This window comes from Thauera phenolivorans (assembly GCF_001696715.1).
GTDB classification, from domain to species: domain Bacteria; phylum Pseudomonadota; class Gammaproteobacteria; order Burkholderiales; family Rhodocyclaceae; genus Thauera; species Thauera phenolivorans.
Window position 1 is genome coordinate 178,467 of record NZ_MBFM01000003.1, and the last position, 22,493, is coordinate 200,959.

A 22,493-nucleotide genomic window follows, 5' to 3' on the forward strand; every position below is an offset into this window, starting at 1 on the left:
ACGCCGTGCGGCAGCTCCTCGACGATCACCCGCCACTGGGCGCGGGCGAGCTCCTCGATGCGCCAGCGCGCGCGCAGGCGCAGGCTGCCCCGGCCCGAGGCGTAGGCGTCGCGGATCGCCTCGGGCGACGAGATGAGCTGGCCGCCGCCGGGAAAGTCGGGCGCCGGCAGCATCGCGAGGATGTCGTCGAGACCCGCGTCCGGATGGCGGATCAGATGGCAGGTCGCCTCCGCGACCTCGCGCATGTTGTGCGGCGGGATCTCGGTCGCCATGCCGACCGCGATCCCCGAGGCGCCGTTGAGCAGCACGAAGGGCAGGCGCGCCGGCATCAGCTGCGGCTCCTCGAAGGCGCCGTCGTAGTTGGGGATGAAGTCGACCGTGCCGCGGTCGATCTCCGCCAGCAGCAGCTCGGCGATCGGTGTCAGGCGGCATTCGGTGTAGCGCATCGCCGCCGCCGAGTCGCCGTCGCGCGAGCCGAAGTTGCCCTGGCCGTCGACCAGCGGATAGCGCAGCGAGAAATCCTGCGCCACTCGCACCATCGCGTCGTACACCGAGCTGTCGCCGTGCGGGTGATACTTGCCGATCACGTCGCCGACCACGCGCGCTGACTTCACGTGCTTGGCGGACGACGACAGCCGCATCTCGCTCATCGCGTAGAGAATGCGGCGCTGCACCGGCTTGAGGCCGTCCTCCACCTGGGGCAGGGCGCGCGACTTCACCACGCTCATCGCGTAGGCGAGATAGGCGCGCTCGGCGTAGCGGTCGAGGGCGAGCGTGCCGTCGTCACCCGCCTCGGCGCCCGCGTCGTCAGGCGGTGCGGGCGGGGTGGGCGGCTGGTCGGCGAAAAGGTCGAGTGAGTCAGTGGTCATGGAGCGTGCGGGAAATGCGATGGAGCGGCGACGACCGGGGTCGCGCCGCCGTGGGTTCTGTTCGTCGCTGGGGGCGGGCTCAGACGTCGGCTTCGACGCTGTCGCCGTTCTCTTCCATCCAGGCGCGCCGGCCGGAGGCCTCGCCCTTGCCCATCAGCAGGGTGAACATCTTCAGCGTGTCGTCGAGCGCGCCGCTGCGCACCTTCACCGGCAGTACGCGGCGGGTGGCCGGGTCCATCGTGGTCTCGCGCAGCTGGTCGGGGTTCATCTCGCCGAGACCCTTGAAGCGGCCGACCTCGAGCGCGTCGGGCTTGAAGCCTTCCTTCTCGGCACGGTCGCGGATCGCGGCGAGCTCGCGTTCATCGAGCGCGTAGAGCCGGCGCGCCGGGCGCTTCTTGCCTTGGGCGGGAACGTCGATGCGGTACAGCGGCGGCTGCGCCACATAGACGTGGCCGCGCTCGATCAGCTTGGGGAAGTGGCGGAAGAACAGGGTCAGCAGCAGGGTCTGGATGTGGGCACCATCGACATCGGCGTCGGACATGATCACGATCTTGCCGTAGCGCAGGCCGGAGAGATCCACCTTGCTGTCGGCGCGGTGGGCATCCACCCCGAGCGCCACCGCGATGTCGTGGATCTCGGCGTTGGCGAACAGGCGGTCGGGGTCGATCTCCCAGGCGTTCTGCACCTTGCCGCGCAGCGGCAGGATGGCCTGGGTCTCCTTGTTGCGCGCCATCTTCGCTGAGCCGCCGGCGGAGTCGCCCTCGACCAGGAAGAGTTCGTTGTCGGCGATGTCCTCGGACTCGCAGTCGGACAGCTTGCCCGGCAGCACCGCGACGCCGGAGGTCCTTCGCTTCTCGACCTTCTGCGCGCTCTTCTGCCGCGCCAGTGCCTGCTTGATCGACAGCTCGGCGATCGCCTTGCCGGCCTCGACGTGATTGTTGAGCCAGATCTCGAAGGGGTCGCGCAACTGGCTGGAGACGAGCTTGACGGCTTCGCGCGAGTTGAGCTTCTCCTTCACCTGGCCCTGGAACTGGGGGTCGAGCAGGCGTGCCGAGAGCACGAAGCTCATGCGCCCGCACACATCCTCCTGCTGAAGCTTGACGCCGCGGGGCAGCAGCGTGTGGTGCTCGATGAAGGATTTCATCGCCTCGAACACCCCGGCGCGCAGCCCTGATTCGTGGGTGCCGCCGTTGATCGTGGGGATGAGGTTCACATACGACTCGCTCGGCACCGGGGAGTCGAACCAGGCCAGGGCCCAGCTCGCGCCTTCGCCGGGGGCGAAGCTCGCATCGTCACGCCCGGCGTATTTCTCGCCGGCGAACAGCGGCGCCACCGGCTCGTGGTCGCCGGCGAGCTCCTTCAGGTAGCCGGCCAGGCCTTCCGGATAGGACCAGGTCTTGCTGAGCAGCGTGCCGCCCGGCTGCTCGACGTCGAGACGGACTTCCACGCCCGACAACAGCACCGCCTTCGAGCGAAGCAGGCGCTCGAGTTCGTTCATCGACACGCGCGGCGAGTCGAAGTACTTCGGGTCGGGCCACACCCGCACCCGGGTGCCGGTCTGGCGGCCGCAACTGCCTTCCTGGCGCAGCGGACCGACCTTCTCGCCGCCCTCGCTGAAGTCGATGCGATGGACCTTGCCGTCGCGCTTGACCTCGACCTCGATCCGGGTCGACAGCGCATTGGTCACCGACACGCCGACGCCGTGCAGACCGCCCGAGAAGGCGTAGGCGGAGTTGCCCTCGCGCTTGTCGAACTTGCCGCCGGCATGAAGCCGGGTATAGGCGAGCACCACCACGGGGACGCCTTCCTCGGCATGGAGGCCGACCGGAATGCCGCGGCCGTCGTCGGCGATCGTCACCGAGCCGTCGAGGTGGAGCGTGACCTGGATCTTCCTGGCGAAGCCGCCCAGGGCCTCGTCGGCGGCGTTGTCGATGACTTCCTGGATGATGTGCGCGGGGCTGTCGGTGCGGGTGTACATGCCCGGGCGCTCGCGCACCGGCTCCAGGCCCTTGAGGACGCGGAAGGAGGATTCGTCGTACTGCTTGGCTGACATTTCGGCTTCGTTGGTTGCGGCGAGGCGCAAGGATAGCAGAGCGGGAAGGGCAGGGCGGGCCCGCCCCGGGGGGTGGGCGGAGCGGCCCGGCGTGCGTTTCAGGCGCGCAGTTCGGCCACCAGCTTGCCGGCGTCGAGGGTCTGCGCGCGTTGCTGGATCTGCGGCAGGTACTGTGCCTGCAGGGCCTTGGCCTCCCCGAGCAGATCGCTAAAGCTGGCCTTGAGCGCGTTCGCATCGAGCTTGCGCCCACCCGCGTAGTAGCGTCGCGCGACCTGGCCGAGCGCCCAGGTACTGGCGAAGGAGAAGGCCGAGCCGGTCGCAGCGCCGCCGATCGCGCGGCCGGCCTTGCCGAGCACCTTGCCGAGCAGGCCGCCGACCAGCTTGCGCCCGAACTGCTCGACGTACTGCGAGGTCAGGCCGACGCCGACGGTGGCGAGGAAGTCGGTGATGTGGCCGCGGTCAAGCTCGTAGCCGTAGTTCTTGCCGATGCGATAGACCAGCCGCGTCTGCAGCGGGATGATCGCCATCGAGGCGAGCGATTGCGGCAGCAACTCGAGCGCGCCGTTGAGGATCGCGGCATTGAGGATCATGCGGTCGAGTTCGGCTTCATCCACCGCGGGCGCAGTGGTCCCCGGCGCAGGCACCTGGGGGGCAGCCGGTTCGAGCGGCAGCGTGGCGATCTCGTCGGCCTGGCGGGTGACGCTTTCGGCGTTCGCGATCGAAAGGCCGAGCGCGTCGCGCAGGCGGTCGAGGAAGGCTGTCTCCGCCGCATTGTGTACGCCGTCGGCGTCGCACACGCCAACGGCCATCTCGAAGGCGAGCTGGCGCAGTTCCGGGGTATCGAGCGCCGCGGCGGCCTCCTCGACGCGGACCCGTCCGAGCAGCACGTCCTGATACACCGACATCAGCTCGACGCCGCTGTCCGCGGCGATCGATTCGGTGATGCGGCGGATGTGCTCGCGTTCGCGGTCGTCCTTGTGCTGGTCGGCGAAGGCGGCCATCAGGCTGATGGCGAGGATGGCGCGGATCTGTTCAGGCTGCATCGTGGTGTCCTGTATTCGGTTGATGGATGCCGGGGCGGGGTAGAATACCGCCGACCTTTCCGCGGTGCCTGATTGACCATGCCCGCCCATTCGAGTTCTTGCCGCCCGATGACGACCGAAACCCCCGACGACAGCCACGCCGAAACGGCGACCGACCAGGCCACCGAGGCCGCGCCGCAAGCAGCCACCGAGCAGCAGCCGCGCAAGCCGCGCATCGAGCCGCGTGCGCTGCTGCAGCGCCTGCAGAAGGAGTGCGCCGCCTTCCGCGACTGCAAGCCGCTCGCGCTGAAGATCGACGCCAGCATCCTCGCGCGTTTTCCGGACTTCGACCGCAAGAGCCTGCGCACCGCGCTGCGCATCCACACCGCGTCGACGCGCTACCTGAAGGCGGTGGAACGATCCGCCGAGCGCTTCGACCTCGACGGCAATCCGGCCGGCGAAGTCACCGACGAGCAGCGCGCTCATGCGGTCACCACCCTCAAGGAGCGCTTCGCCGCGGTGGCGAAGCAGCAGCGCGATAAGCGGCAGGCGGAAGAGGCGGAACGCAAGCGCGAGGAAGCCGAGCGCAAGCGCGGCGAGAAGCTGCAGCAGCTGGTGAGCAAGTTCGGCCGCTGAGGCCGCCGCCCGCCAGCCGCGAGGGGATGCGAGGGCGACGTCACTGGCCGTCGTGGTCAGGGTCGCCGACCCGTTGCATCCAGGCCATCGCCATCCCCGCCACCACCACTGCCACCCCGCCGCCGGCATGGCCGGTGCCGAACAACAGACCCGCAAACAGCCCGAGGCCCGTCAGTACGCGTTCGATCCTGAGTTCCATCGCCGTCTCTCCCGTGAGTGATCCCGCTGTTGAAGTACTGTAAGTATATACAGTTGTTTAGCGGCATGTGAACACCTTCGGGCGGTGGATCGATTGCGCTATAATCCGCAGCCGTTGCCGGCATAGCTCAGTTGGTAGAGCAGCGCACTTGTAATGCGAAGGTCGTGGGTTCGATTCCTATTGCCGGCACCATTAAAATCAAGGGCTTGCAGCGATGCGGGCCCTTTTGCTTCGCGGTCGGGCCAGCACCGGCGGCGCAAGCGCTAGCCCGCGCCGTCGCGCGTGATCAGGCGGTCGGCCACCGGCACCAACGGCGTGTGGCGGACGCGATCCGCAGTTCGTCTCCCAGGAGCGTTCGACATGCAGACCACTTATTCATCGACACAACCCGTGCGCAGCGACATCGACGCACTGGAAGGCCCCACTGTCGTCGAGTTCGGCGCGTCCTGGTGCGGCTATTGCCAGGGCGCCCAGCCGGCAATCGCCGAGGCCTTCGCCGCCCACCCGGGCGTGCGCCATCTCAGGATCGAAGATGGCCCGGGGCGCCGGCTGGGCCGCTCGTTCCGCGTCAAGCTTTGGCCGACATTGGTGTTCCTCAGCGGCGGACAGGAGGTCGCACGGGTGGTGCGACCGGCGGGGGTGCAGGAGATCGAGCGCGCGCTCGCCGCAATCGACAGCAGCGCCTGAAGGCGCTGTTGCCGGAGGTGCTCGCCGCCGAAGCTGTCTGGCCGGCGATCTTGACCTGAAGCGGTTGAAGGAAGCGGTGGTGCCGCTCATTGCAGACGATCCGCCGGCGCCGGGAATCGATCTCTGCCGACATGCGTCAACGGCTGCTCGCCAAATTCGGGCCAGGGGCAGCGCATCGAGTCTCTTTTGCAGGCGAGGACAAAGCGGGGGCATCGTGACCACGCCTTCAGTGACGGTCACCGCCGATCGACTGCTCCGAGTGCGCCTCCCCGCGCTCAAACGCGTGCCGTCTTCCAGCGGCCTCGGCTGAACAGCCACAGCGTGAACAGGCCGACCGCGGTCTCGGAGACGAGCACGCCCCAGAACACGCCCGAGTGCGCCCAGCCCAAGGGCAGCGCCAGCACCCACGCCAGCGGGATCTGGATCAGCCAGAAGAACACCAGGTTGATCCACGTTGGCGTCATCGTGTCGCCGGCGCCATTGAAGGCCTGCACCGACACCATCCACCAGCCGGACACGAAGTAGGAATACGACGGGATGGCAAACCATTCGCCGCCGATGGCGACGACCTGCGCGTCGTCGGTGAACGGGGCGACGAGTTCGTCGTGCAGGAAGAAGAATGCGACCGACACGGCGAGCGTGAAGGCCATGTTCATCCAGCCGATGCGCCAGACTGCGGCCTCGGCGCGTTCGGGCTCGCCCGCACCGAGGTTCTGCCCGACCCGCGTGGCCGCGGCGTTGGACATGCCCAAGGCCGGCATCAGCGTGAACATCATGATGCGGATCGTGATCGTCGCCCCGGCCATCGCCTCGGTCGACACGCGGGCGAGGATGCGCATCAGGAAGATCCAGGCGATCATCGACACGATCATGTGGCCGATGCCCCCGAGCGAGGTGTGCACGATCTGCATCAGGGTCGCGCCATGCCAGCGCAGGCTGGCGCGACGGAGCCGAAGGTGTTCGCTGCCGCGCACGAGAATCCACGCCTGCATCAGCACGCCCGCACCGCGCCCGATGTTGGTCGCGATCGCCGCCCCGTCGATGCCGAGCGCCCCGGAAGATGGCGTTGATCACGAACAGCAGCAGGATCACCGCGTTGCCGCCGAGCATCCACTGGGTGTAGCGGTGGCCGTGTTCGATCGCCCAGGCATCGGCGCCCATCAGCCGTAGCAGGTCCTGCGCCCGGACGATGCCGCCCACCGCGAAGGGCAGTGAGACGATGAGCGCCACCACGATGGCCTGCACCGCTGACAGCGAAGCCTCCTCGCTCCGATGCTCGCCGACGCGCCGAGCTTCGCGACGAAGAAAATGTCGACCACCGCGAAGGTGGATTCGAGCACCAGCTGCAGCATCATCGGCACGGCGAGCAGGAACACCGCGCGCTTGAGCGGAATCCGCGTGTGGTCGGCGTCCGTGCCGCGCAGCGCGGCCTACAGGCGCGTGATTGCACTGGCGGAGCTCGCATGCGCATCCGCCACGGACGCCGTTTCGTGTGCTGCCATGCCTCCTCCAGCCGCATCAACTCGAGCCCGACGCGGTGCGGATCGACCATGGCGCTCAGCCGCGCCGGGCCGCCTGGATGGCAGCGACGTCGATCTTGCGCATCGCCATCATCGCTTCGAAGGCGCGCCTGGCCTCCTCGCCGCCCGCGGCCATCGCCTCGCTCAGCACGCGCGGGGTGATCTGCCAGGAAACGCCCCACCGGTCCTGGCACCAGCCGCACGCGTTCTCCATGCCGCCGTTGCCGACGATGGCGTTCCAGTAGCGGTCGGTCTCTTCCTGATCGTCGGTCGCGATCTGGAACGAAAAGGCCGCGGTCTGTGGGAACGCCGGGCCACCGTTGAGGCCGAGACAAGGGATGCCGGCAACCGTGAACGCCACCGTCAGGACGTCGCCGGCTTTGCCCGACGGGTAGTCAGCGGGCGCCCGATGGATGGCCGTGACCCGGCTGTCCGGGAAGATCGCGGCGTAGAAGCGGGCGGCCTCCTCGGCGTCCTTGTCGAACCAGAGGCAGATCGTGTTCTTGTGCATGATCTCGTTGTCGGCCATCGGGCACCGTTCCGGGCGGGGCGCGCTCCTCGCCCTTCGGGATCACCAGCATCATGAAACGCGTCTCAACGGCCCTCCTTGTCGGTCTCGCAGTTGATCATCCAGGGCACGCCGAAGCGGTCGGTGCACATGCCGAAGCGGGCTGCCCAGAAGGTCGGCCCCAGCGGCATCTGCACCGTGCCGTGGTCGGAGAGGGCGGCGAAGATGCGTTCCGCCTCGGCGATCGAGACGACGTTGAGTGACACCGAACAGCCCTTGATGCCCTCGTAGGGGAACGACGGCAAGGTGTCCGAGCCCATCAGCATCTGCCCATCGAGCACGAGGCACGTATGCATGATGCGGTCGACGAATTCGGCGGGAACCGGCCCGCAGCCCGGCTCGCCGTCCTCGGCCGCGGGCGCCTCGGCGAACGTGAGCATGGCCTCGAGGGTGCCGCCGAGGCACTGCTGGTAGAACCTGAAGGCGGCCTCGCACTGGCCGTCGAAGATGAGATAGGGGTCGATCCGCATGGTGCTCTCCTCAGGGTGGGGGCGCATCAGGGTTCGAGCCACAGGGCCTTGTCGCTCTGCGGGTCGAACGGGGCGGAGAAGTGCTCATGCACCACCCGCCATTCGCCGTGCTGCTTTCGGTAGCAGACGGTCATGCGCATCCAGCCGGACATCTCCTTGCCGTCCGGTCCGGTGCCGCCACAGCGGTTGAGGCCGTGGACGAAGGCGAGCTCGTCGCCCGCGGTGATCTGGAGCTCGTGGAGCTCGAAGATCATCGGGCCGGTGCACATCGTCATGCAGGCCTCCCAGTGCCTGCGATAGGCGTCGGCGCCCTTGAACTGCAGTTGCGCGATGGCATCGAAGGCGACGATGTCCGGCGCGTAATGGGCGAAGATGCGCTCGATGTCCTTGGCGCGAACCGCGCGCGCCCAGTGTTCCAGTTGGCTGCGCAGCGCGGTTTCCGTGCGTGCGAGGGTGGATGCGGTGCCCATGACGGGTCTCCTTGGGGTGGGTGAAACGGGTGTGTACCCGCTAGTCGATCGGCGGGGGGCCGGATCGACATCGGTGCGCCGGTTCAGCGGGCGGCCTCCGGCGCGACGAGCCCCAGCGCCTGCAGCGTCTGCGGATCCTCCGCGACCGGGCGCACCTCGACGCAGCCGAACTACGCCCCCGGGATGCGCGAGGCCACCTGGATCGCCTCGTTGAGGTCCCGGGCCTCGATCAGGTAGTAGCCGCCGAGTTGCTCCTTGGTCTCGATGCAGGGCCCATCGGTGATCGCAACCCGGCCGTCGCGCACCCGGACGGTGGTGGCGGCATCGGGCGGCAGCAGGGGGTTGCAGGCGAGGAAATGGCCGCTCTGCCGGATGGCATAGGTAAACGCGCGGTACTCCTCGAAGTGCGTTTCCGTATCGGCACGGGGCATCTGCTCCATCACCTTCTCGGCACAGATCAGGCACAGGTGCTTCATCGCTCTTCTCCTTCGCGGTGGTGTTCGGCCGAGGCTCGCCTGCCCATTGGTCGAACGGCGCGCCGCGAAATCGACAGCGCACCGGCGAGGTCCGCGCGCCGGGGAAGGGGCGTGGCCAGGCGCCGGAGTCGACCGCGGGCGGGGGAAAAGCCCAGCACGACGGCGACGACGGCGAACACGATCGGGCGCTCGCACTGGTGGTAGGCCTCGGCACGGATCTCATCGTCCCGCTGGGCGGCACGCTCGATCCACTTCTTGCAGCCCGCCCCTGATGGACCCCGCCACCCTCGAAGCCCTCAACCGCGCCCGTTCCCTGGAACTCTTCCACCTCTCCACCGTGATCGAGCGGCTGATGACGGATCCGGCGCGGATCGTGCAGATCCGGCTGCATCTGAATCTCGGGCAGCGGGTGCGCTTCGTGGACTGGAAAGCGCCCGGCGCCGCACTGGAGTTGCGCATCGGCACCATCGTGCGCATCAATCAGAAGACCGCCAGCGTCGACTGCGAGGACGAACGCGGCTGGCGCGTGCCCTTCGGGCGACTCAGTCAGCTCGTGGCTCTCTGACCCGATGCCTTGGCGCCACCCCCGCAAACGTCACGGCGCGCAGACCGCGAGGTTCGAGCACCTCGACTTCATGAGCAGACGCGATGACCCTGGGGTTGCCGGGCTGTGCCGCTGGGCCAGAACGATCGGACCGACTCCTCCACAGATTCTGTGGATAACCTTCTGGACGATCCGCCACACCCCACGCCGACAAGGCGATTGCGCCGATGCTGCAGAAATGTGCGCGTAACCTCACAGTCCGCCAGCATTCATGGACGTGAGCGCCGCGGACGCACGCCCCCCTGAAGCCTCGACACTGTGTTGCGAGCTCGTCAGAAGGTCACGCGCCCACCGTAAAACGCGTCGCCCCACGTCCGCGTCCCGTGCGTCACGCCTCCCACGGCGTCAGAATTCCGTAACACAGCACGCCGATAATTCTGAGTTACCCAAGGTAGGCCGCAAGGCTGCGGAGCGGCGCATGGACAACGAGGAGATCGGCAAACTTCACCGGCGGATCGAGCGTGAGCTGCTCGACAGCTACGACGAGGAGCTCGAACTCGAGCTGGACGATCGCCGCCTCGACGACGTCGCCCCCTGTGAGCCCCTTCCCTGTCCGCTGCAGGAGAAGCGCCGGCGACATCGCTACTTCCAGGAGCTTCTGCGCCTGCAGGGCGAGCTGGTGAAACTGCAGGACTGGGTCGCCACCACCCGGCACAGGGTGGTGATCCTGTTCGAGGGGCGGGATGCGGCGGGTAAGGGCGGCGTGATCAAACGCATCACCCAGCGCCTGAACCCGCGGGTCTGTCGCGTCGTGGCTCTTCCGGCCCCCAACGACCGCGAGCGCACGCAGTGGTATTTCCAGCGTTATGTGACGCACCTGCCGGCAGCGGGCGAAATGGTGCTGTTCGACCGCAGCTGGTACAACCGCGCCGGCGTCGAACGGGTGATGGGCTTCTGTACCGACGACGAGTACGAGGAGTTCTTCCGCTCGGTGCCCGAGTTCGAGCGGATGCTGGTGCGCTCCGGCATCCAGCTGATCAAGTACTGGTTCTCGATCACCGACGAAGAGCAGCACTTCCGCTTCCTTTCGCGCATCCACGATTCGCTCAAGCAGTGGAAGCTCAGCCCGATGGATCTCGAGTCGCGTGCGCGCTGGGAGCGGTACACCGTAGCGAAGGAGATCATGCTCGAGCGCACCCACATCCCGGAGGCGCCGTGGTGGATCGTGAATGCGGACGACAAGAAATCCGCGCGCCTGAACTGCATCCATCATCTGCTCGAGCGGATTCCCTACACCGAGATCCAGCGCCCGCCGATCCAGCTGCCCGCGCGGGTGCGCAATCCGGAGTACACCCGCCAGCCGGTGCCGGCGGAGATGTTCGTGCCGGAATGGTTCCGCTAGCGCGCGAAGGAGCGAGAGAATCCGCCTTCGAGGTCGCCTTAGCGCGAGTTCGCAACGTGTTCTGGAGGTGAAAAAGCATGGGACAGCAGATTCGAACGACGGGCGTTTCGCATCAGTCCGCAGACCGCCCACTTGACGTGGACGCAGGGCAGACGCGTTCCTGGGACCGCGCCCGCTTCGGTGAGACGCCGCCGCCGAGCGTCGAGTCGCTCGCCTCGGACGAGGAGGCGCGGCGTCAGTGGAACGAGAACATCAACCGGCTGCGCGAGCGGGCTCAGGCCGCCGGCCGCTGAGGGGCGAGCGAGCGCTCAGCCCGAGACGACGGCAAGCCGCGGCGCGGTATCCGGCGAGGCTTCCAGGCACAGCCTGGCGAACTCGCCGCACCACGCGTGGACGGTGACGATCGGAAACCGCCACCGATGCTCCTCCCTCGGCGAGCTGTCGCCCGCAAAGCTGGGCGGGTATCGGCGTCCAGCCCGGCGGTGCGCTCGCGTGCCCGTTCGGCGTCGATCCTGCCTTCCGCGTAGAGGTCGAGCGCGATGCGTGCCGCGGCGAGCGGGGTCCGCTTGCCGCTGCGCGTCTGCAACAGGTAGAGCCGGCCGGCCTCGACGGTGAACTCGAAATCCTGCATGTCACCGAAGGCCTGCTCGAGCCGGTCGGCGGCGTCGAGCAAGGCCTCCCAGACCTGCGGGGCGACCGCCGCCAGTTCCTCATGGCCGAGCGCGTTGCGGCGCCCGCTGACGACGTCCTCGCCCTGCGCATTGAACAGGAAGTCGACCCAGGGTCGGGGCTCGCCGCTGCTCGGGTCGCGGGTGAAACCCACGCCGGCGCCCGACAGGCCGCCGGCGTTGCCGAACACCATGGCCTGCACCGTCACCGCCGTGCCCATGTCGTGTGACAGCCCGTGCAGTTGGCGGTAGGTGCGCGCCTTGTCCGATCGCCACGAGGCGAACACCGCACGGATCGCCTGCTCGAACTGCACCGGGGCGCTCTGCGGGAAGTCCTCGCCGGCCTCGCGCCGGTAGGTGTCGAGATGGCGCGCGGCGAGGTTGCGCAGATCGGCGAAATCGAGACTGCGTTCGTCCGCCTCGCCGCGTGCTGCGTCGAGATCCGCCTCGAAATGGCGGGCGTCGATGCCGGCCACGATCTCGCCGTAGGCGGCGATCAGGCGGCGGTAGGCATCCCAGGCCAGGCGCGGGTGTCCGCTGACGCGGATCAGCCCGGGCAGGGTCGCTTCGGTCAGCCCGATGTTGAGCAGCGTCTCCATCATTCCCGGCATCGACACCGGCGCGCCCGAGCGCACCGACAGCAGCAGCGGATGGCGGGGGTCGCCGAAGCGCAGCCGGCTGAGCTGCTCGAGCTGCGCGAGCGCGGCTTGCCAGTGCGTCGGGGCGAGCGCGGCCGGATCGGCGCACCAGGCGGTGCCGAGCACGAAGGCGGGCGGCACCGGCAGGCCGAGCGCGGCCATGCGCGCGAGATTCCAGGCCTTGGCGCCGAGCGTGGCCGGGCCGGCGTCGGCGGGGAGGCGGGCGCGGGCATGGATCAGGCACACCGCCGGCGTCGCCTGCGGCGCGGCCGGCGAGACGATCGAGGCGTCCGCGTTCATTCGCCCACCCCCGCGCGACTGAAGGCGAGCCGGCGCAGGCCGTAGCCGGTCGACAGCAGGGCGTCGGTGGCCGCCTCCAGCGCCTGGGCGAAGTCGGTGCTCAGGCTCAGCGTGGCCGCATCGCTCACGCGCTCGGCGAGCGCACGCCTGACTTCGCGCAGCAGCAGGTCGCACTGACGCTCGGCGTTGAGCACCCGCCAGAGCGCGGCGACGAACTCCTCGTGGTCCTCGGCGCTGCTCGCCTCGCCGAAGCCGCGCGCGATCGCGATCGCCTTCACATGGTCCTGCACGCCGCCGAGCACCGCGCCGGCGAGCGCCTGCATCGCCTGTTGCACCTCGCCCCGCCAGCCCTGGTGATGATCGGCGGCGAGCAGCGAGAGCAGGAAGGCCGCCTCCTCGAGCGCGTCGGCGACGTCGTCGGCGGTCTGCACGAGCAGCGCAAAGCCGGCCCAGCGCGGCCGGGTCTGCGCCCGCGCGCGGGCGTCCATGACCAGCTGGTCGGCGCGGCGCTCCCAGTCCTTGGCCCGCTCGGCGAAGGCGCGGGCCGCCTTGCGCTCGCGCTCGTGGCCGTGCGCGAGCGCGTCGCGGATGCCTTCGGCCAGCGCGTGGCAGTAGGCGGCATGTTCGGCGAGCAGGTCGAACTCGTCGTTGCGGCGCAGGTAGCGCGCCAGCAGCAGGCGAACGTCGTCGGCGATCAGCGCCAGGGGCTGGTGCTGCTGCATTGCGTCGGTGGCAAGGGCGAAGGCGTCGACCAGGAAGGCCTTTGCGCGTTCGTCCCCGATCACCTCGTCGAGCCGGTCGCCGAGATGGAAATAGTCCGTGCCCAAGGCCTGCATCGCGCCGAAGATCAGCTTCTCGCCGCCGGCGGCCAGCCAGCTCGTGTGACCGACCCGGCGCCCCGCCACTTCGGTCAGCACGGCGAGCGCGAGCGGCTTGGCGACGAACTTTTCGAGCCGCTTGCGGGCGCGGTTCCAGTCGATGAGAAAGACGATCCGGCTGCCGATGCCTTCGAGCACTTCCTGAAGGTGTTCCTCGTCCCGGCAGTCGAAAGTGGCGACGCCCACGTAGTAGGCCTCGCCGGCGTTGAGGCCGGCGGTGATGCGCGACTGCGGGTCGGACCACGCGGCGCCGACCGCCTCGAGCAGGGTCCGGAAGAAGGAGAAGCGGCGGCGGTGCAGGTCCGAGTAGGTCAGGCTCACCCGCTGCCCCTGGACCTGGATCACCAGCACGTGGGCGTCGTTGGTGCCGATGTCGTTCTGCAGCAGCAGGCGCTCGCCGTCGCAGGTCGCGGCGGTGTCGAGGCCGGGGTGGTCGAGCTTGAGCGCGCGGGTGGCATTGAGACCACGCATGAAGGCGGCCACGCGCGCGCGGTCGGCGGGCTCGAGCTGCCAGACATGGGCGCCGTCGATGGTCTCGCTCGAGAGCTCGGCCGCGACGTGGTTGAGGGCCTTGTGCAGGTCCATCACCAGCAGGTGAATGCTGTCTTCCCGGCCGCGCTTGCCGCTCACCAGGGCATGCAGTTCTTCGGGAGCGAGCGCATCGGGAGCCAGTCGTTCGAGCCAGGCCGTCCAGGTCGACAGGCGCGCGTCGAACCCGGCGTCGCCCTCCAGCGGACGGGCCATGGTGCGCAGGTCCTCGCGCAGCAGGGCGGTGAGGCGGGCGAACTCGGGCAGGTGCAGGATCCTGCCCTCGCGGTAGGCGCTGGCGGGCAGCTCCGCGAGCCACGGCGCGCTGAGGCCCGCGGCGGCGAATTCGCGAGAGAGCTCGAGCGGCGGCACGTCGCCCTTGTCGGCGCGAGCATCGGCCGCCTGCAGCACGCTCAGGTAGAGCTTGAGCCGGTCGTTGGCGGCGAGCGCGGCCTTCACGCGGGCGGGCTTGAGCAGCTCATCCTGGCCCAGCGTCGCAACCGCCTCGATCTTCTCCATGGCTGACCACCTTCGGTAATTTTTCAGATTTTCGCGCCCCAATGTGACAGACACGTCACGGGCGCACGGCAGGTCGTATTTCTGTCATTCGCCTGCAATGCGGGGCTGTCATCTGCGCGCCATGGATGCGTCACGGCGGACGCTTACTCTCCTTACAGGCGTCCGGCATTCCCTGACGATCGGCCCGGGAGCAGCGCGGGCGCAGCGACCAGGGAGAACGAAAATGGATATGCACGTGCATGGCGCGGCGTCCGCCTCGCCGACCCGCGGCGGCGGCATCGCGGCGCGTGTGCCCGACACACGGGCGCTGTACCGGGACTTCACCCACTTTCACGATGGCGTCGTGGCCGCGGTCGACCCGTTCGGGGTGACGGCGCCGATCCTTCACGCCCAGCTCGCCTGGCTGCTGCACCCGCAGGCGCTTGCCGAGCGTCTCGTCAGGCTCTCGTCCGATCTCGTGCAGCTGCAGTGGCACACCCTGCGCCGGGGCGCGGGATTGCCGAGCCCCGATCCGGTGCAGCCGCATGCGGACGACCCGCGCTTTGCCGATCCGGTGTGGACCGAGTTGGCCAATTGGGATCTGGTGAAGGAGTGGTACCTCGCCTTCACCCATCACCTGCAGGACATGCTGTTCGAGACCCCCGGGCTGTCCGGCAAGGAGCGTCGGCGGGCGGCCTTCTGGTGGCGCAAGTGGCTCAACGCGGTAGCGCCGACGAACTGCCTGTGGTCGAACCCGATCGCCCTGCGCAAGCTCGCCGAGAGCGGCGGCACGAGCCTGTGGCACGGCCTGCACAACATGCTCGACGACCTCGAGGCGGGCAAGATTCGCATGACCCGCGCGGACGACTTCAAGGTCGGGGAGAACCTCGCCACCACGCCCGGCGCGGTGGTGTCTCGCAATCGCCTGCTCGAGATCATCCACTACGCCCCAACCCGGCCCCAGGTCCATGCTGAGCCGGTGGTGATCGTCACGCCCTGGATCAACAAGTTCTACATCCTCGACCTGAACCCGAAGAAGAGCCTGGTGCGCTTCCTCCTCGACCAGGGGCTGGACGTCTTCATCACCAGCTGGAAGAACCCGGACGCATCGATGAGCGAGGTCCGCTTCGACGACTACCTCCTCGAGGGCATCGACGCCATCGTGCAGTTCGCACGCCAATTCACCGGCGCCGAGCGGGTGCATGCGGTCGGCTACTGCATCGGTGGCACGGCGCTGGCGATGTACATGGCCTGGGCCAATCGCCGCTTCGGCGAGGAGGCGATGCCGGTCGCCGACTGGACCCTGTTCACCACCCTGGTGGATTTCCGCAAGCCCGGCGACATCGAGGTCTTCATCGACGAGGACAGCGTCGCCCACCTGTGCGCGCGGATGGCGCGCGACGGCTACCTCGACGGCGCTGCCATGGCGGCCTCCTTCCGCCTGTTGCGCTCGAACAGCCTGATCTGGCACTACGTGGTCCATGGCTGGCTGTACGGCGAGGCGCCCGCGCCCTTCGACGTGCTGTACTGGAACATGGACACCACCCGCATGCCGCGTGCGATGCACGCGTGGTACCTGCGCGCCCTGTATCTGGACAACCGCCTGATCGAGCCGGACGAACTGACGATCGCCGGCGAGCCCCTGGACCTGGGCTGCATCCATCAGCCGCTCTACGCGGTCGCCGCCGAGGACGACCACATCGCGCCGTGGGCGCAGGCGTTCCGCACCACCCACTACGTGTGCGGCGACAAGCGCTTCGTGCTGTCCAGTTCGGGTCACATTCTCGGCATCGTCAACCCGCCGGTGACGCCGCCCAAGCGCGCCTACTGGGCGGCGACGGTACACCGCACCGACAAGCCCGCCGAGTGGCGCGCGCGCACCGCGCGTCAGGCGGGGAGCTGGTGGAACGACTGGATGGCGTGGCTCAAGCCCCGCTGCGGCGAGCTCGTGCCGGCACGTCCAGCGGCGGGCGGGGACCATCCCGCACTTGCGCCCGCGCCCGGCACCTATGTGCTCGAAGCCTGAGCCTGCTTGAGGCGGTCAGCGATGTGATGTTCAATCACTCAATCACCATTGCGAACCGTCATTGAGGAGCGCGGGCATGGATCCGGACATGACAGGGGACACCGCCAAGGACCGCCCGCAGCCGGTGCGGGCCGAAGCCTCGCCGCTCCATGCGGCGTAGCCGGTGGAGGAGGCTTTTGTTGCGCTGGCCCAGGCCTGCGTCCGGCAGTGGCAGGGCAACGTCACCGGCGCAGCCCACGCGGACGCGGAGCAGGCGGTGGAATTCATTCATCAGATCCGGGTGGCGCTGAGGCGGCTGCGCTCGGCCCTCAAGGCGTTCGCGCCGGTGCTGCCCGCCCCCTTCCCCGAGACCTGGCAGCAGCGCCTGCGCGACAACGCGGACCGCTTCGGTCCGGCCCGGGATCTCGACGTATTCCGCACCGAGCTGCTCATGCTGCCGGCGGCGGAGCAGGGCGAAGGCCTCGCCCTGGCCGCATTCGCCCGTGAACGGCTGGCGCGCGCGACGGCGGGCACGCAAGCGCTTCGAGGCGGCCTCCAGCCTCGAGCCGGCGCAGTTGCATCGGCTGCGCATCGGCATGAAGGAGCTGCGCTACACGCTCGAGTTCTTTGCACCCCTATTCGGCCACAAGGCGGTCAAAGACTCTCTCGAGCGGATCACCCGGGCGCAGACCACGCTCGGGTTCCTGCAGGACGTGGCGGTGGCGCGCAGCCGGCTCGAGGCCTGGACGCGCGAGACCCCGTCACTGGCGCTCGCCGCCGGCTACGTACTCGGCTGGCATGGGCCGGGGTACGCGCGGCTTCGCAGTCGGGTGCTGGATGACACGCGCCCCGCTCTGTGGGGCGGCACACCCCGGAAGCACGGCTGAAGCGGGCGGACCGGCGCGTTCATCCGAGCGGATTCGATCCGCTCGCCATGCGACGTCGTGCCCTGGAAGCCGCAACAAAAAATTCATCTGCAGACGCCTTGCAGGGGACTTTGGGCAGGTAAATAATAAGTTATTACCTTATCGGCTCTTCATCCGCCCGCTCCTGCTCTTGATGTCCTTCCGAATGGCTGTCCAAGGGGCTCGAAGCGACTTCGAGGTCGGCCCATGGACATGTCAATGCGAGGAGGGCGGCCGGCAGGTCGCGGGCTCATCACGTTCCAGGAGGAAAGCACGCCATGACCGTCGCCATTGAATCTGGTTCCACCACGCCTGCCGCGACCACACTCGGCACCGACGCAAAGACGTCCGTCGAAACGCCTGCGTCTGCACCTGCATCCGCGTCACTCGAAAAACCCGCTGCCGCCGCGAAGACAGCTGCAGTGACCGGCAAGAAGTCCGCCAAGGCCGAGGCGCGCGCCGAGAAAAAGCCGAGACCCGAGAAGAGCGTGAAGGAAGCCTTCCGCCTGGCGACGAGCGAGCGCAAGCGGATCAAGGTCATGCGGGACGACGTCAAGGCGGCCGGGCGCAGGCCGACCGAGTCCGAACTGATCCGTGCCGCGATCGTACGGCTCGGGTCGCACAGCAGCAGCGAGATCCTGGCGATGGTCAACGCACTGCCGCCGCTCGAGAAGCGAAAGGGCGGCAAGAAGCGCTGAACACGGCGCTGACATTCGACACCGCAGGCCATTGCCCCGGTCCTGTCCGGCCGGGCCACCCGAGGAGGTGAAATGAAGCTCAACGATCCCGCGCAACTTGCCGCCAGGATGGTCGAGGTCGATGCCGACCTCGACCTGGCGGGGATGCCATCCTATTCGCACATGTGGGCAACGAACGCGCAGCTGCGCGCCGACCTCGCGCGCGCCGAGGCGCGCCTGCAGATGATGACCCTGGCCTTGTCGAAGGCGAAGAGCCACCTCCTGCACGTTGAACTCATCGCACGCTCGGCGACGAGCGTCGAGCAGGTCGGGCGTCAGCTCGTCCAACTCCGCCAGGATCGTGACCTGCTCGAGGCGGAGTGGCGTGCCCGGCCCGAGAAGACGCCCCCGGGCGACGCACCGGACGCCTGAGCTGGCCCGGCACGGCGCCCGGTTAAGACCGCCGCCGGATCAGTTCGCGTCGTCAGCGGCGCTCTTCGCGATGGCACCGCGGCGCGCCGGCTTGGTCTGCGCCTGCGCCTCGCCCTCTGCGACGTCGCGCGAGACGCCTTCGGCCACTTCGCCGGCCTGGCGGCCGAGGCGGTCGGACACGTCCTTGGTGAGGCCGATCGCCGAGCGCATCGCCGCGAACATGGCTTCCGAACCCGCGGGCGCGGTCTTGCCGGCATCGCTCAGAAGCCGCTCCAGGGCGAGGTGTATCTCGGTCAGCCAGGTCTTGCCGATGCCAAGGCACTCGCGCTGCCCTTCGGCGAGGATCTCACTGACCTGGCGCGCGTAGTCGACCGCCCGCTCCATCTCCGGTTTCACCGCTTCCGGTAGCGCAGCGATCGCGTTGGGCGCAGGCTTTTCTCCGAGTTTTTCCTCGGCGCGGGCGAGGTTCTCTTCAGCGAAGCGGCGGGCGAAGTCGAGGTTGAGGGCGAGGAGTCGTTCGGCGCGGACGATCGTTTCGGTGCCGAAGGCGTGAAAGGCATCGATGTTGGCCTTGTGGGCCGCCGCCAGGTCACGACGGGAAGCTTCGGATTTCATTGCCGGTGTCTCCATTGCTTGCTTCCAGGGACGTCCGCCCGCGCGCGGCGTGCGGACCCATATTGCGGTGACGCAATATGGGGCCAAGCATGAACGATCACTGTCTCAGGGGAATGAAGCCTGTGTTGCAGGATTTGTGACAGCCGGCGGCCCGGACGGCGCTGGATCCGTTTCCCGCAATCCGTCCTCGGCCCCGCCGTCGCTCGGCGCGTCCCGATCCCACCAGGGCGCCTCGCGCGCGAAGAGGGCGAAAAGATCTGCATCGATTTCCCGCCGAGCCGCCATCTCGCGCATCAGCGAGAGCGCCTCGGCCACGGAATTGGCGTCCTTGTACGGGCGATCGGTCGCGGTGAGCGCCTCGAAGATATCTGCGATCGCGATCACGCGCGCGGCCCCGCTCATCTGCTCGCCACGCAGGCCGCGCGGATAGCCGCGGCCGTCCATCGTCTCGTGATGCGCGCAGGCCATCTCGGGAACCGTGGCGAGATCGCGCGGGAAGGGCAGGCGCGAGAGCATGACCATCGTCTCGACGATGTGCTCGCGGATCTTGAAGCGCTCCTCCCGGGTCAGCGTGCCGCGCCGGATGCTCAGGTTGTACAGCTCCCCATGGTTGTAGAGCCGCGCGGGCGCGCGCATGGTGAACCCCCAGGGATTGCCTTCGGCATACAGCGCACAGTCGGGGCGCGGCACCACATGGTGCGCGCAGTCCTGCAGCAAGGACGCCTCTGCCGGGAGCGACGGCAGCGGCTCGTCGGCCCGGCGCGCGAGTTCCGCCCGCGACAGGCCGAGGCGGTCGTCGATGGTGCGCGACCAGCGACGCTGCGCAATCCGTTCGAGCCGGGCGATCGATGCGGGCGGCAGGTCTTCGCCGCCGCGATTGCATTGCGCGACGAAGGCGAACTCCCCGTCGAGCGTGTGCCACGCGCGGTCGCGCTCGCGGCGCAGCGCGGTCTCCTCGCCGCCTGCCGCAAGTCCCCGCCAGTAGGCGATCTCCGCATCGCGCTTGAGGACCTCGAAGCGGGTGCGGATCTCGTGGATACGGTTGTAGAGGGTCTCGAGCTTGGTGGCCTTGTCGACCACGTACTCGGGCGTGGTGAGCTTGCCGCAGTCGTGAAGCCAGCTCGCGATCTCGAGCGCCTCCCAGTCCGAGGGGCTCAGCCGGAAGTCGTGCAGCGCCGGGGCCTGCGACGCGCTCGCCGCCCGCGCCAGGCGCAGGGCGATCACGGGTACTCGCCGGCAGTGCCCGCCGGTGTAGGGCGACTTGGCATCGATCGCTTCGGCGACCATCCGGATCACGCCATGCAACAGCGCCCGACGGCCGGCGAGCAGGCGCTGGTTCTCGAGGGCGACCGCGGCCGAGCCGGCGAGCGCCACGAGAAAGCCGGTGACTTCGGCGGGCGCGGCAGTCAGGGGCGAGCCCTGCGCGGCGGCGAGGGCAAGCGCGCCGAGGGCTTCGCCTTCCGGCGTGCGCAGGGGCACGCAGACGGCTTTCTGCAGTCCCTCGGGGCCGTCGCGACGGAAGCTGAACGGGCCTTCGGCCTCGCGCGCCACTTGCGTCCACGGTTCGGACAGCAGCCCCGCGGGATCGCGAGTGAGGCTGCCGTCCGACGCTGCCACTTCACCCGCCGTCGTGTCGCCACCGCGGCCCGGCCCTTCGTCCCACACGTGCACCGCGCTGACCGACGCGCCCGAAACTTCGCGCGCGCCAAGCGCGACCTGCTCGAGCACGGCTTCGAGTTCGCGCGCCGAGCCGAGCCGGTGTCCCATCTCCAGGAAGCGCGCGATGGCGCCGCTCATCAGCGCCATCGCATCGGCGAGCTGGTCGACCTCGAGAATGACCGAGCCGGTTTGCGAACGGGCATCGAACCGCAGCGCCGAGACGGCATAGGCCTGATCGGCGAGCCGGTGAAGCGGGATCGTCAGGAGCCGGGAAAGCCCCCAGGCGAGGGGGAAGCTCAGCAAGACGGCGGCTACGGTGAACACGATCGAGCGCTCGCGCTGTCGGTAGGCTTCGGCAAAGAGCTCGTCGTCCGGCGTGGCGACGGCGAGGATCCAGTCCTCACTGCCGAAGCCGGGCATCGGCGCCATCGACACGTGCCATGGACGTTCGTCGGCCACGGCAAGCTGCCTGCTGAGCACCGCCACCTCGCGATAGTCCGCCAGCGCCGCGAGGATGACGCCGTCGCCCTCGCTGGCGGCCGCGGCGGAGCTGGCCAGCACCGAGCGGTCGCGCGCGAGCAGGCGGGCCTCGGTGGAGGCGGTGCGCGCGCGCGTCCTCAACAGGGCAGACATCGCGCTCAGGTCAACATTGACCGCGAACACCGTGGCGCCATTGCGCTGCGCGAAGCTCGGGCCGTGTCCGGGGGCGTGGGCGAAAGGTCGCGGCGGCGTCACCACCAACCCGTTGGTCGATGCCGCCAGGCGGTACCAGTCGCTGAGGCGCGGCTCCGGGGGGGCGATCTTGGGCACGCGCATGCCGAGATGGCGCAGTCCGGCGTCGAACGCATGCTCGTGCGCCTGGTGGGGTGTGCACTCGCGCGGGGGCACGTCGAGCACGATCCAGCGCGCCTTCGCGTCGGCTTCCGGCGGGCGTGCGCCGGGGTGCGGCCGGCGCACGAGGAAGAGGTCGCCGTTGCCATAGCCGACCATCACCGATTCGATCAGCGGGGCCGCGCCGAGCAGGCCGGTGATCTCCGGCAGGTGCTGCAGTCGCTCGGCTGCGTTGCGCGCGTCGGCGAGCGGGGAGGCCGACAGCAGCATGAAGAGGCGCCGTACCGAGTCGTTGGCGCCGAGCAGGACCTCGCGTGTGTCGTCCGCCAGGTTCTGGAACAACGCATGGTTCGCGCCATCGAGCAGGCGGCGCGTTTCGTTGAAGTGGTAGAGCGAGATCGTCGCGCCGACGCCGAGGATCAGCAGCGAGAACAGGACGGCGACAGGAATGTGCAGTGGCAACCGCCACTTTCGCGTGGCCAAGGGGCGCCCCCGGTGACTTGGATTCCAAGTCTGCGCCGGCGACGTGATGATTCGTTGGCAGAGCGCCCTCTGTCACAGCGGCGCAATAAGGGACGGCTATAAGCTGTTCGTTCTGATTTTATTAATCCCGCTTCCACAGCGCTTCCTTTCTCGCGACGCTTCGCTTCCGACGATGGCAAACGAACGCTTGAAATCATCATCGCACCGGGCCGGCGCCTGGGCGATCATTCACTGCACCACCACCGACAAGTTCCTGCTCGGCAAGCGCTCGAGCGCGGTCAATAACGGGGGCGCCTGGAACTTCTTCGGCGGTCGCATCGATCGCGGCGAGGGACCGTGCCGGGCCCTGCTACGCGAGCTCGCCGAGGAGGCCGGGCTGCGGGTCAAGGCCAAGCATCTCAGCAAGCTGCGCCGGGTGCCGGCGGGCGGGCACAAGCGTGCGACCGGTCGCGAGCTGCAC

The 22,493-nt window shown here is 68.7% G+C and carries 23 protein-coding genes, 1 tRNA gene and 2 pseudogenes; 12 read left to right on the forward strand and 14 right to left on the reverse strand.

Annotated features, from left to right (window positions below; genetic code table 11):
* The 3 genes from BB334_RS17515 to BB334_RS07725 form a co-directional block, all read right to left on the reverse strand.
* On the reverse strand, nt 1–869 hold an 869-nt coding region (locus BB334_RS17515; protein WP_332835033.1), incomplete at its 3' end, for a DNA gyrase subunit A.
* 79 nt (nt 870–948) lie between these two features.
* The gene (locus BB334_RS07720) at nt 949–2,922 is read right to left on the reverse strand and encodes a DNA topoisomerase IV subunit B (RefSeq protein WP_068806740.1); all 1,974 of its coding nucleotides are present in this window, start codon (nt 2,920–2,922) and stop codon (nt 949–951) included.
* Between the two features lie 98 nt (nt 2,923–3,020).
* The gene (locus BB334_RS07725) at nt 3,021–4,145 is read right to left on the reverse strand and encodes a YcjF family protein (RefSeq protein ID WP_232756687.1); all 1,125 of its coding nucleotides are present in this window, start codon (nt 4,143–4,145) and stop codon (nt 3,021–3,023) included.
* On the opposite strand from BB334_RS07725, the gene BB334_RS18620 reads away from it, so the two are divergent.
* Nucleotides 4,074–4,580, forward strand: coding sequence for a ProQ/FINO family protein (locus BB334_RS18620; RefSeq protein WP_068806744.1), 507 nt, complete (start codon nt 4,074–4,076; stop codon nt 4,578–4,580). The two genes, BB334_RS07725 and BB334_RS18620, sit on opposite strands and share 72 nt — an antisense overlap.
* Before the next feature lie 40 nt (nt 4,581–4,620).
* On the opposite strand, the gene BB334_RS18450 is transcribed toward BB334_RS18620, so the two are convergent.
* On the reverse strand, nt 4,621–4,779 hold the full coding sequence (locus tag BB334_RS18450; protein ID WP_198531206.1) for a hypothetical protein: 159 nt from the start codon (nt 4,777–4,779) through the stop codon (nt 4,621–4,623).
* 116 nt (nt 4,780–4,895) lie between these two features.
* Between BB334_RS18450 and BB334_RS07735 the strand changes: the two genes are divergently transcribed.
* Both BB334_RS07735 and BB334_RS07740 read left to right on the forward strand, forming a co-directional pair.
* Nucleotides 4,896–4,971: transfer RNA gene (locus tag BB334_RS07735), tRNA-Thr, on the forward strand.
* A gap of 168 nt (nt 4,972–5,139) precedes the next feature.
* Nucleotides 5,140–5,466 (forward strand): thioredoxin family protein, encoded by a 327-nt coding sequence (locus tag BB334_RS07740; RefSeq protein ID WP_068806747.1) that lies wholly within the window; start codon nt 5,140–5,142, stop codon nt 5,464–5,466.
* A 275-nt stretch (nt 5,467–5,741) separates the two neighbouring features.
* Here BB334_RS07740 and BB334_RS18625 read toward each other — a convergent pair whose 3' ends face one another.
* Nucleotides 5,742–6,458, reverse strand: a complete 717-nt coding sequence (locus tag BB334_RS18625) for an MATE family efflux transporter (RefSeq protein ID WP_232756688.1) — start codon at nt 6,456–6,458, stop codon at nt 5,742–5,744.
* Nucleotides 6,459–6,480: 22 nt separating this feature from the next.
* On the opposite strand from BB334_RS18625, the gene BB334_RS18630 reads away from it, so the two are divergent.
* Nucleotides 6,481–6,636, forward strand: a complete 156-nt coding sequence (locus BB334_RS18630; RefSeq protein ID WP_232756689.1) for a hypothetical protein — start codon at nt 6,481–6,483, stop codon at nt 6,634–6,636.
* Here the strand turns inward: BB334_RS18630 and BB334_RS18635 are convergent.
* From BB334_RS18635 to BB334_RS07765, 5 genes and pseudogenes are all read right to left on the reverse strand, one after another.
* Nucleotides 6,574–6,711: pseudogene (locus BB334_RS18635) on the reverse strand (hypothetical protein); the annotation flags it as partial. The gene BB334_RS18630 and the pseudogene BB334_RS18635 overlap by 63 nt on opposite strands.
* A gap of 312 nt (nt 6,712–7,023) precedes the next feature.
* The gene (locus BB334_RS07750) at nt 7,024–7,500 is read right to left on the reverse strand and encodes a VOC family protein (protein ID WP_198531219.1); all 477 of its coding nucleotides are present in this window, start codon (nt 7,498–7,500) and stop codon (nt 7,024–7,026) included.
* 80 nt (nt 7,501–7,580) lie between these two features.
* Nucleotides 7,581–8,024, reverse strand: a complete 444-nt coding sequence (locus BB334_RS07755; protein WP_068806750.1) for a VOC family protein — start codon at nt 8,022–8,024, stop codon at nt 7,581–7,583.
* A gap of 26 nt (nt 8,025–8,050) precedes the next feature.
* A complete protein-coding gene (locus BB334_RS07760) occupies nt 8,051–8,494 on the reverse strand; it encodes a YybH family protein (RefSeq protein WP_068806754.1) in 444 nt (147 codons plus the stop codon).
* A 170-nt stretch (nt 8,495–8,664) separates the two neighbouring features.
* Nucleotides 8,665–8,970 (reverse strand): YciI family protein, encoded by a 306-nt coding sequence (locus BB334_RS07765; RefSeq protein ID WP_068806757.1) that lies wholly within the window; start codon nt 8,968–8,970, stop codon nt 8,665–8,667.
* A 271-nt stretch (nt 8,971–9,241) separates the two neighbouring features.
* On the opposite strand from BB334_RS07765, the gene BB334_RS07770 reads away from it, so the two are divergent.
* The 3 genes from BB334_RS07770 to BB334_RS18160 all read left to right on the forward strand — a co-directional run bounded on the left by BB334_RS07770 (nt 9,242) and on the right by BB334_RS18160 (nt 11,209).
* On the forward strand, nt 9,242–9,535 hold the full coding sequence (locus BB334_RS07770) for a hypothetical protein (RefSeq protein WP_068806760.1): 294 nt from the start codon (nt 9,242–9,244) through the stop codon (nt 9,533–9,535).
* Nucleotides 9,536–9,992: 457 nt separating this feature from the next.
* Entirely contained in the window at nt 9,993–10,916 is a 924-nt protein-coding gene (gene ppk2, locus BB334_RS07775) for a polyphosphate kinase 2 (RefSeq protein WP_068806763.1), read from the forward strand.
* Between the two features lie 137 nt (nt 10,917–11,053).
* The gene (locus tag BB334_RS18160; RefSeq protein WP_158014378.1) at nt 11,054–11,209 is read left to right on the forward strand and encodes a hypothetical protein; all 156 of its coding nucleotides are present in this window, start codon (nt 11,054–11,056) and stop codon (nt 11,207–11,209) included.
* Here BB334_RS18160 and BB334_RS07780 read toward each other — a convergent pair.
* Together BB334_RS07780 and BB334_RS07785 are read right to left on the reverse strand one after the other, a co-directional pair.
* Nucleotides 11,191–12,522, reverse strand: coding sequence for a PEP/pyruvate-binding domain-containing protein (locus BB334_RS07780; RefSeq protein ID WP_083200342.1), 1,332 nt, complete (start codon nt 12,520–12,522; stop codon nt 11,191–11,193). The two genes, BB334_RS18160 and BB334_RS07780, sit on opposite strands and share 19 nt — an antisense overlap.
* Nucleotides 12,519–14,447, reverse strand: coding sequence for a phosphate transport regulator (locus tag BB334_RS07785; RefSeq protein WP_068806766.1), 1,929 nt, complete (start codon nt 14,445–14,447; stop codon nt 12,519–12,521). Before BB334_RS07785 ends, BB334_RS07780 begins: the two co-directional genes overlap by 4 nt.
* A gap of 229 nt (nt 14,448–14,676) precedes the next feature.
* Between BB334_RS07785 and BB334_RS07790 the strand changes: the two genes are divergently transcribed.
* The 4 genes and pseudogenes from BB334_RS07790 to BB334_RS07805 all read left to right on the forward strand — a co-directional run bounded on the left by BB334_RS07790 (nt 14,677) and on the right by BB334_RS07805 (nt 18,445).
* On the forward strand, nt 14,677–16,452 hold the full coding sequence (locus tag BB334_RS07790; protein ID WP_083200343.1) for a PHA/PHB synthase family protein: 1,776 nt from the start codon (nt 14,677–14,679) through the stop codon (nt 16,450–16,452).
* Nucleotides 16,453–16,615: 163 nt separating this feature from the next.
* Nucleotides 16,616–17,318, forward strand: a pseudogene (locus BB334_RS18875) (CHAD domain-containing protein).
* A 296-nt stretch (nt 17,319–17,614) separates the two neighbouring features.
* Complete coding sequence (locus BB334_RS07800) at nt 17,615–18,034, forward strand: hypothetical protein (RefSeq protein ID WP_158014379.1); 420 nt, start codon at nt 17,615–17,617, stop codon at nt 18,032–18,034.
* A 72-nt stretch (nt 18,035–18,106) separates the two neighbouring features.
* Nucleotides 18,107–18,445, forward strand: a complete 339-nt coding sequence (locus tag BB334_RS07805) for a hypothetical protein (RefSeq protein ID WP_068806775.1) — start codon at nt 18,107–18,109, stop codon at nt 18,443–18,445.
* 39 nt (nt 18,446–18,484) lie between these two features.
* Here BB334_RS07805 and BB334_RS07810 read toward each other — a convergent pair whose 3' ends face one another.
* Together BB334_RS07810 and BB334_RS07815 are read right to left on the reverse strand one after the other, a co-directional pair.
* The gene (locus tag BB334_RS07810; RefSeq protein WP_068806778.1) at nt 18,485–19,060 is read right to left on the reverse strand and encodes a phasin family protein; all 576 of its coding nucleotides are present in this window, start codon (nt 19,058–19,060) and stop codon (nt 18,485–18,487) included.
* Between the two features lie 105 nt (nt 19,061–19,165).
* Nucleotides 19,166–22,012 (reverse strand): HD domain-containing phosphohydrolase, encoded by a 2,847-nt coding sequence (locus tag BB334_RS07815; RefSeq protein WP_068806781.1) that lies wholly within the window; start codon nt 22,010–22,012, stop codon nt 19,166–19,168.
* 208 nt (nt 22,013–22,220) lie between these two features.
* Here BB334_RS07815 and BB334_RS18455 point away from each other — a divergent pair.
* Nucleotides 22,221–22,493 (forward strand): NUDIX hydrolase (locus BB334_RS18455; RefSeq protein WP_198531207.1); only part of this gene is annotated, 273 nt, incomplete at its 3' end.

Excerpts from the sequence above, each read along its gene's own strand:
- BB334_RS07780 (WP_083200342.1), bottom strand. The coding sequence starts at position 12,522 with ATGAACGCGGACGCCTCGATCGTCTCGCCGGCCGCGCCGCAGGCGACG.
- BB334_RS07755 (WP_068806750.1), bottom strand. The coding sequence starts at position 8,024 with ATGCGGATCGACCCCTATCTCATCTTCGACGGCCAGTGCGAGGCCGCC.
- BB334_RS07800 (WP_158014379.1), top strand. The coding sequence starts at position 17,615 with ATGACCGTCGCCATTGAATCTGGTTCCACCACGCCTGCCGCGACCACA.
- BB334_RS07785 (WP_068806766.1), bottom strand. The coding sequence starts at position 14,447 with ATGGAGAAGATCGAGGCGGTTGCGACGCTGGGCCAGGATGAGCTGCTC.
- BB334_RS07765 (WP_068806757.1), bottom strand. The coding sequence starts at position 8,970 with ATGAAGCACCTGTGCCTGATCTGTGCCGAGAAGGTGATGGAGCAGATG.
- ppk2 (WP_068806763.1), top strand. The coding sequence starts at position 9,993 with ATGGACAACGAGGAGATCGGCAAACTTCACCGGCGGATCGAGCGTGAG.
- BB334_RS18450 (WP_198531206.1), bottom strand. The coding sequence starts at position 4,779 with ATGGAACTCAGGATCGAACGCGTACTGACGGGCCTCGGGCTGTTTGCG.
- BB334_RS18630 (WP_232756689.1), top strand. The coding sequence starts at position 6,481 with ATGTTGGTCGCGATCGCCGCCCCGTCGATGCCGAGCGCCCCGGAAGAT.
- BB334_RS18620 (WP_068806744.1), top strand. The coding sequence starts at position 4,074 with ATGACGACCGAAACCCCCGACGACAGCCACGCCGAAACGGCGACCGAC.
- BB334_RS07760 (WP_068806754.1), bottom strand. The coding sequence starts at position 8,494 with ATGGGCACCGCATCCACCCTCGCACGCACGGAAACCGCGCTGCGCAGC.
- BB334_RS07790 (WP_083200343.1), top strand. The coding sequence starts at position 14,677 with ATGCACGTGCATGGCGCGGCGTCCGCCTCGCCGACCCGCGGCGGCGGC.
- BB334_RS07770 (WP_068806760.1), top strand. The coding sequence starts at position 9,242 with ATGGACCCCGCCACCCTCGAAGCCCTCAACCGCGCCCGTTCCCTGGAA.
- BB334_RS18625 (WP_232756688.1), bottom strand. The coding sequence starts at position 6,458 with ATGCAGGCGTGGATTCTCGTGCGCGGCAGCGAACACCTTCGGCTCCGT.
- BB334_RS07740 (WP_068806747.1), top strand. The coding sequence starts at position 5,140 with ATGCAGACCACTTATTCATCGACACAACCCGTGCGCAGCGACATCGAC.
- BB334_RS07805 (WP_068806775.1), top strand. The coding sequence starts at position 18,107 with ATGAAGCTCAACGATCCCGCGCAACTTGCCGCCAGGATGGTCGAGGTC.
- BB334_RS07810 (WP_068806778.1), bottom strand. The coding sequence starts at position 19,060 with ATGAAATCCGAAGCTTCCCGTCGTGACCTGGCGGCGGCCCACAAGGCC.
- BB334_RS07720 (WP_068806740.1), bottom strand. The coding sequence starts at position 2,922 with ATGTCAGCCAAGCAGTACGACGAATCCTCCTTCCGCGTCCTCAAGGGC.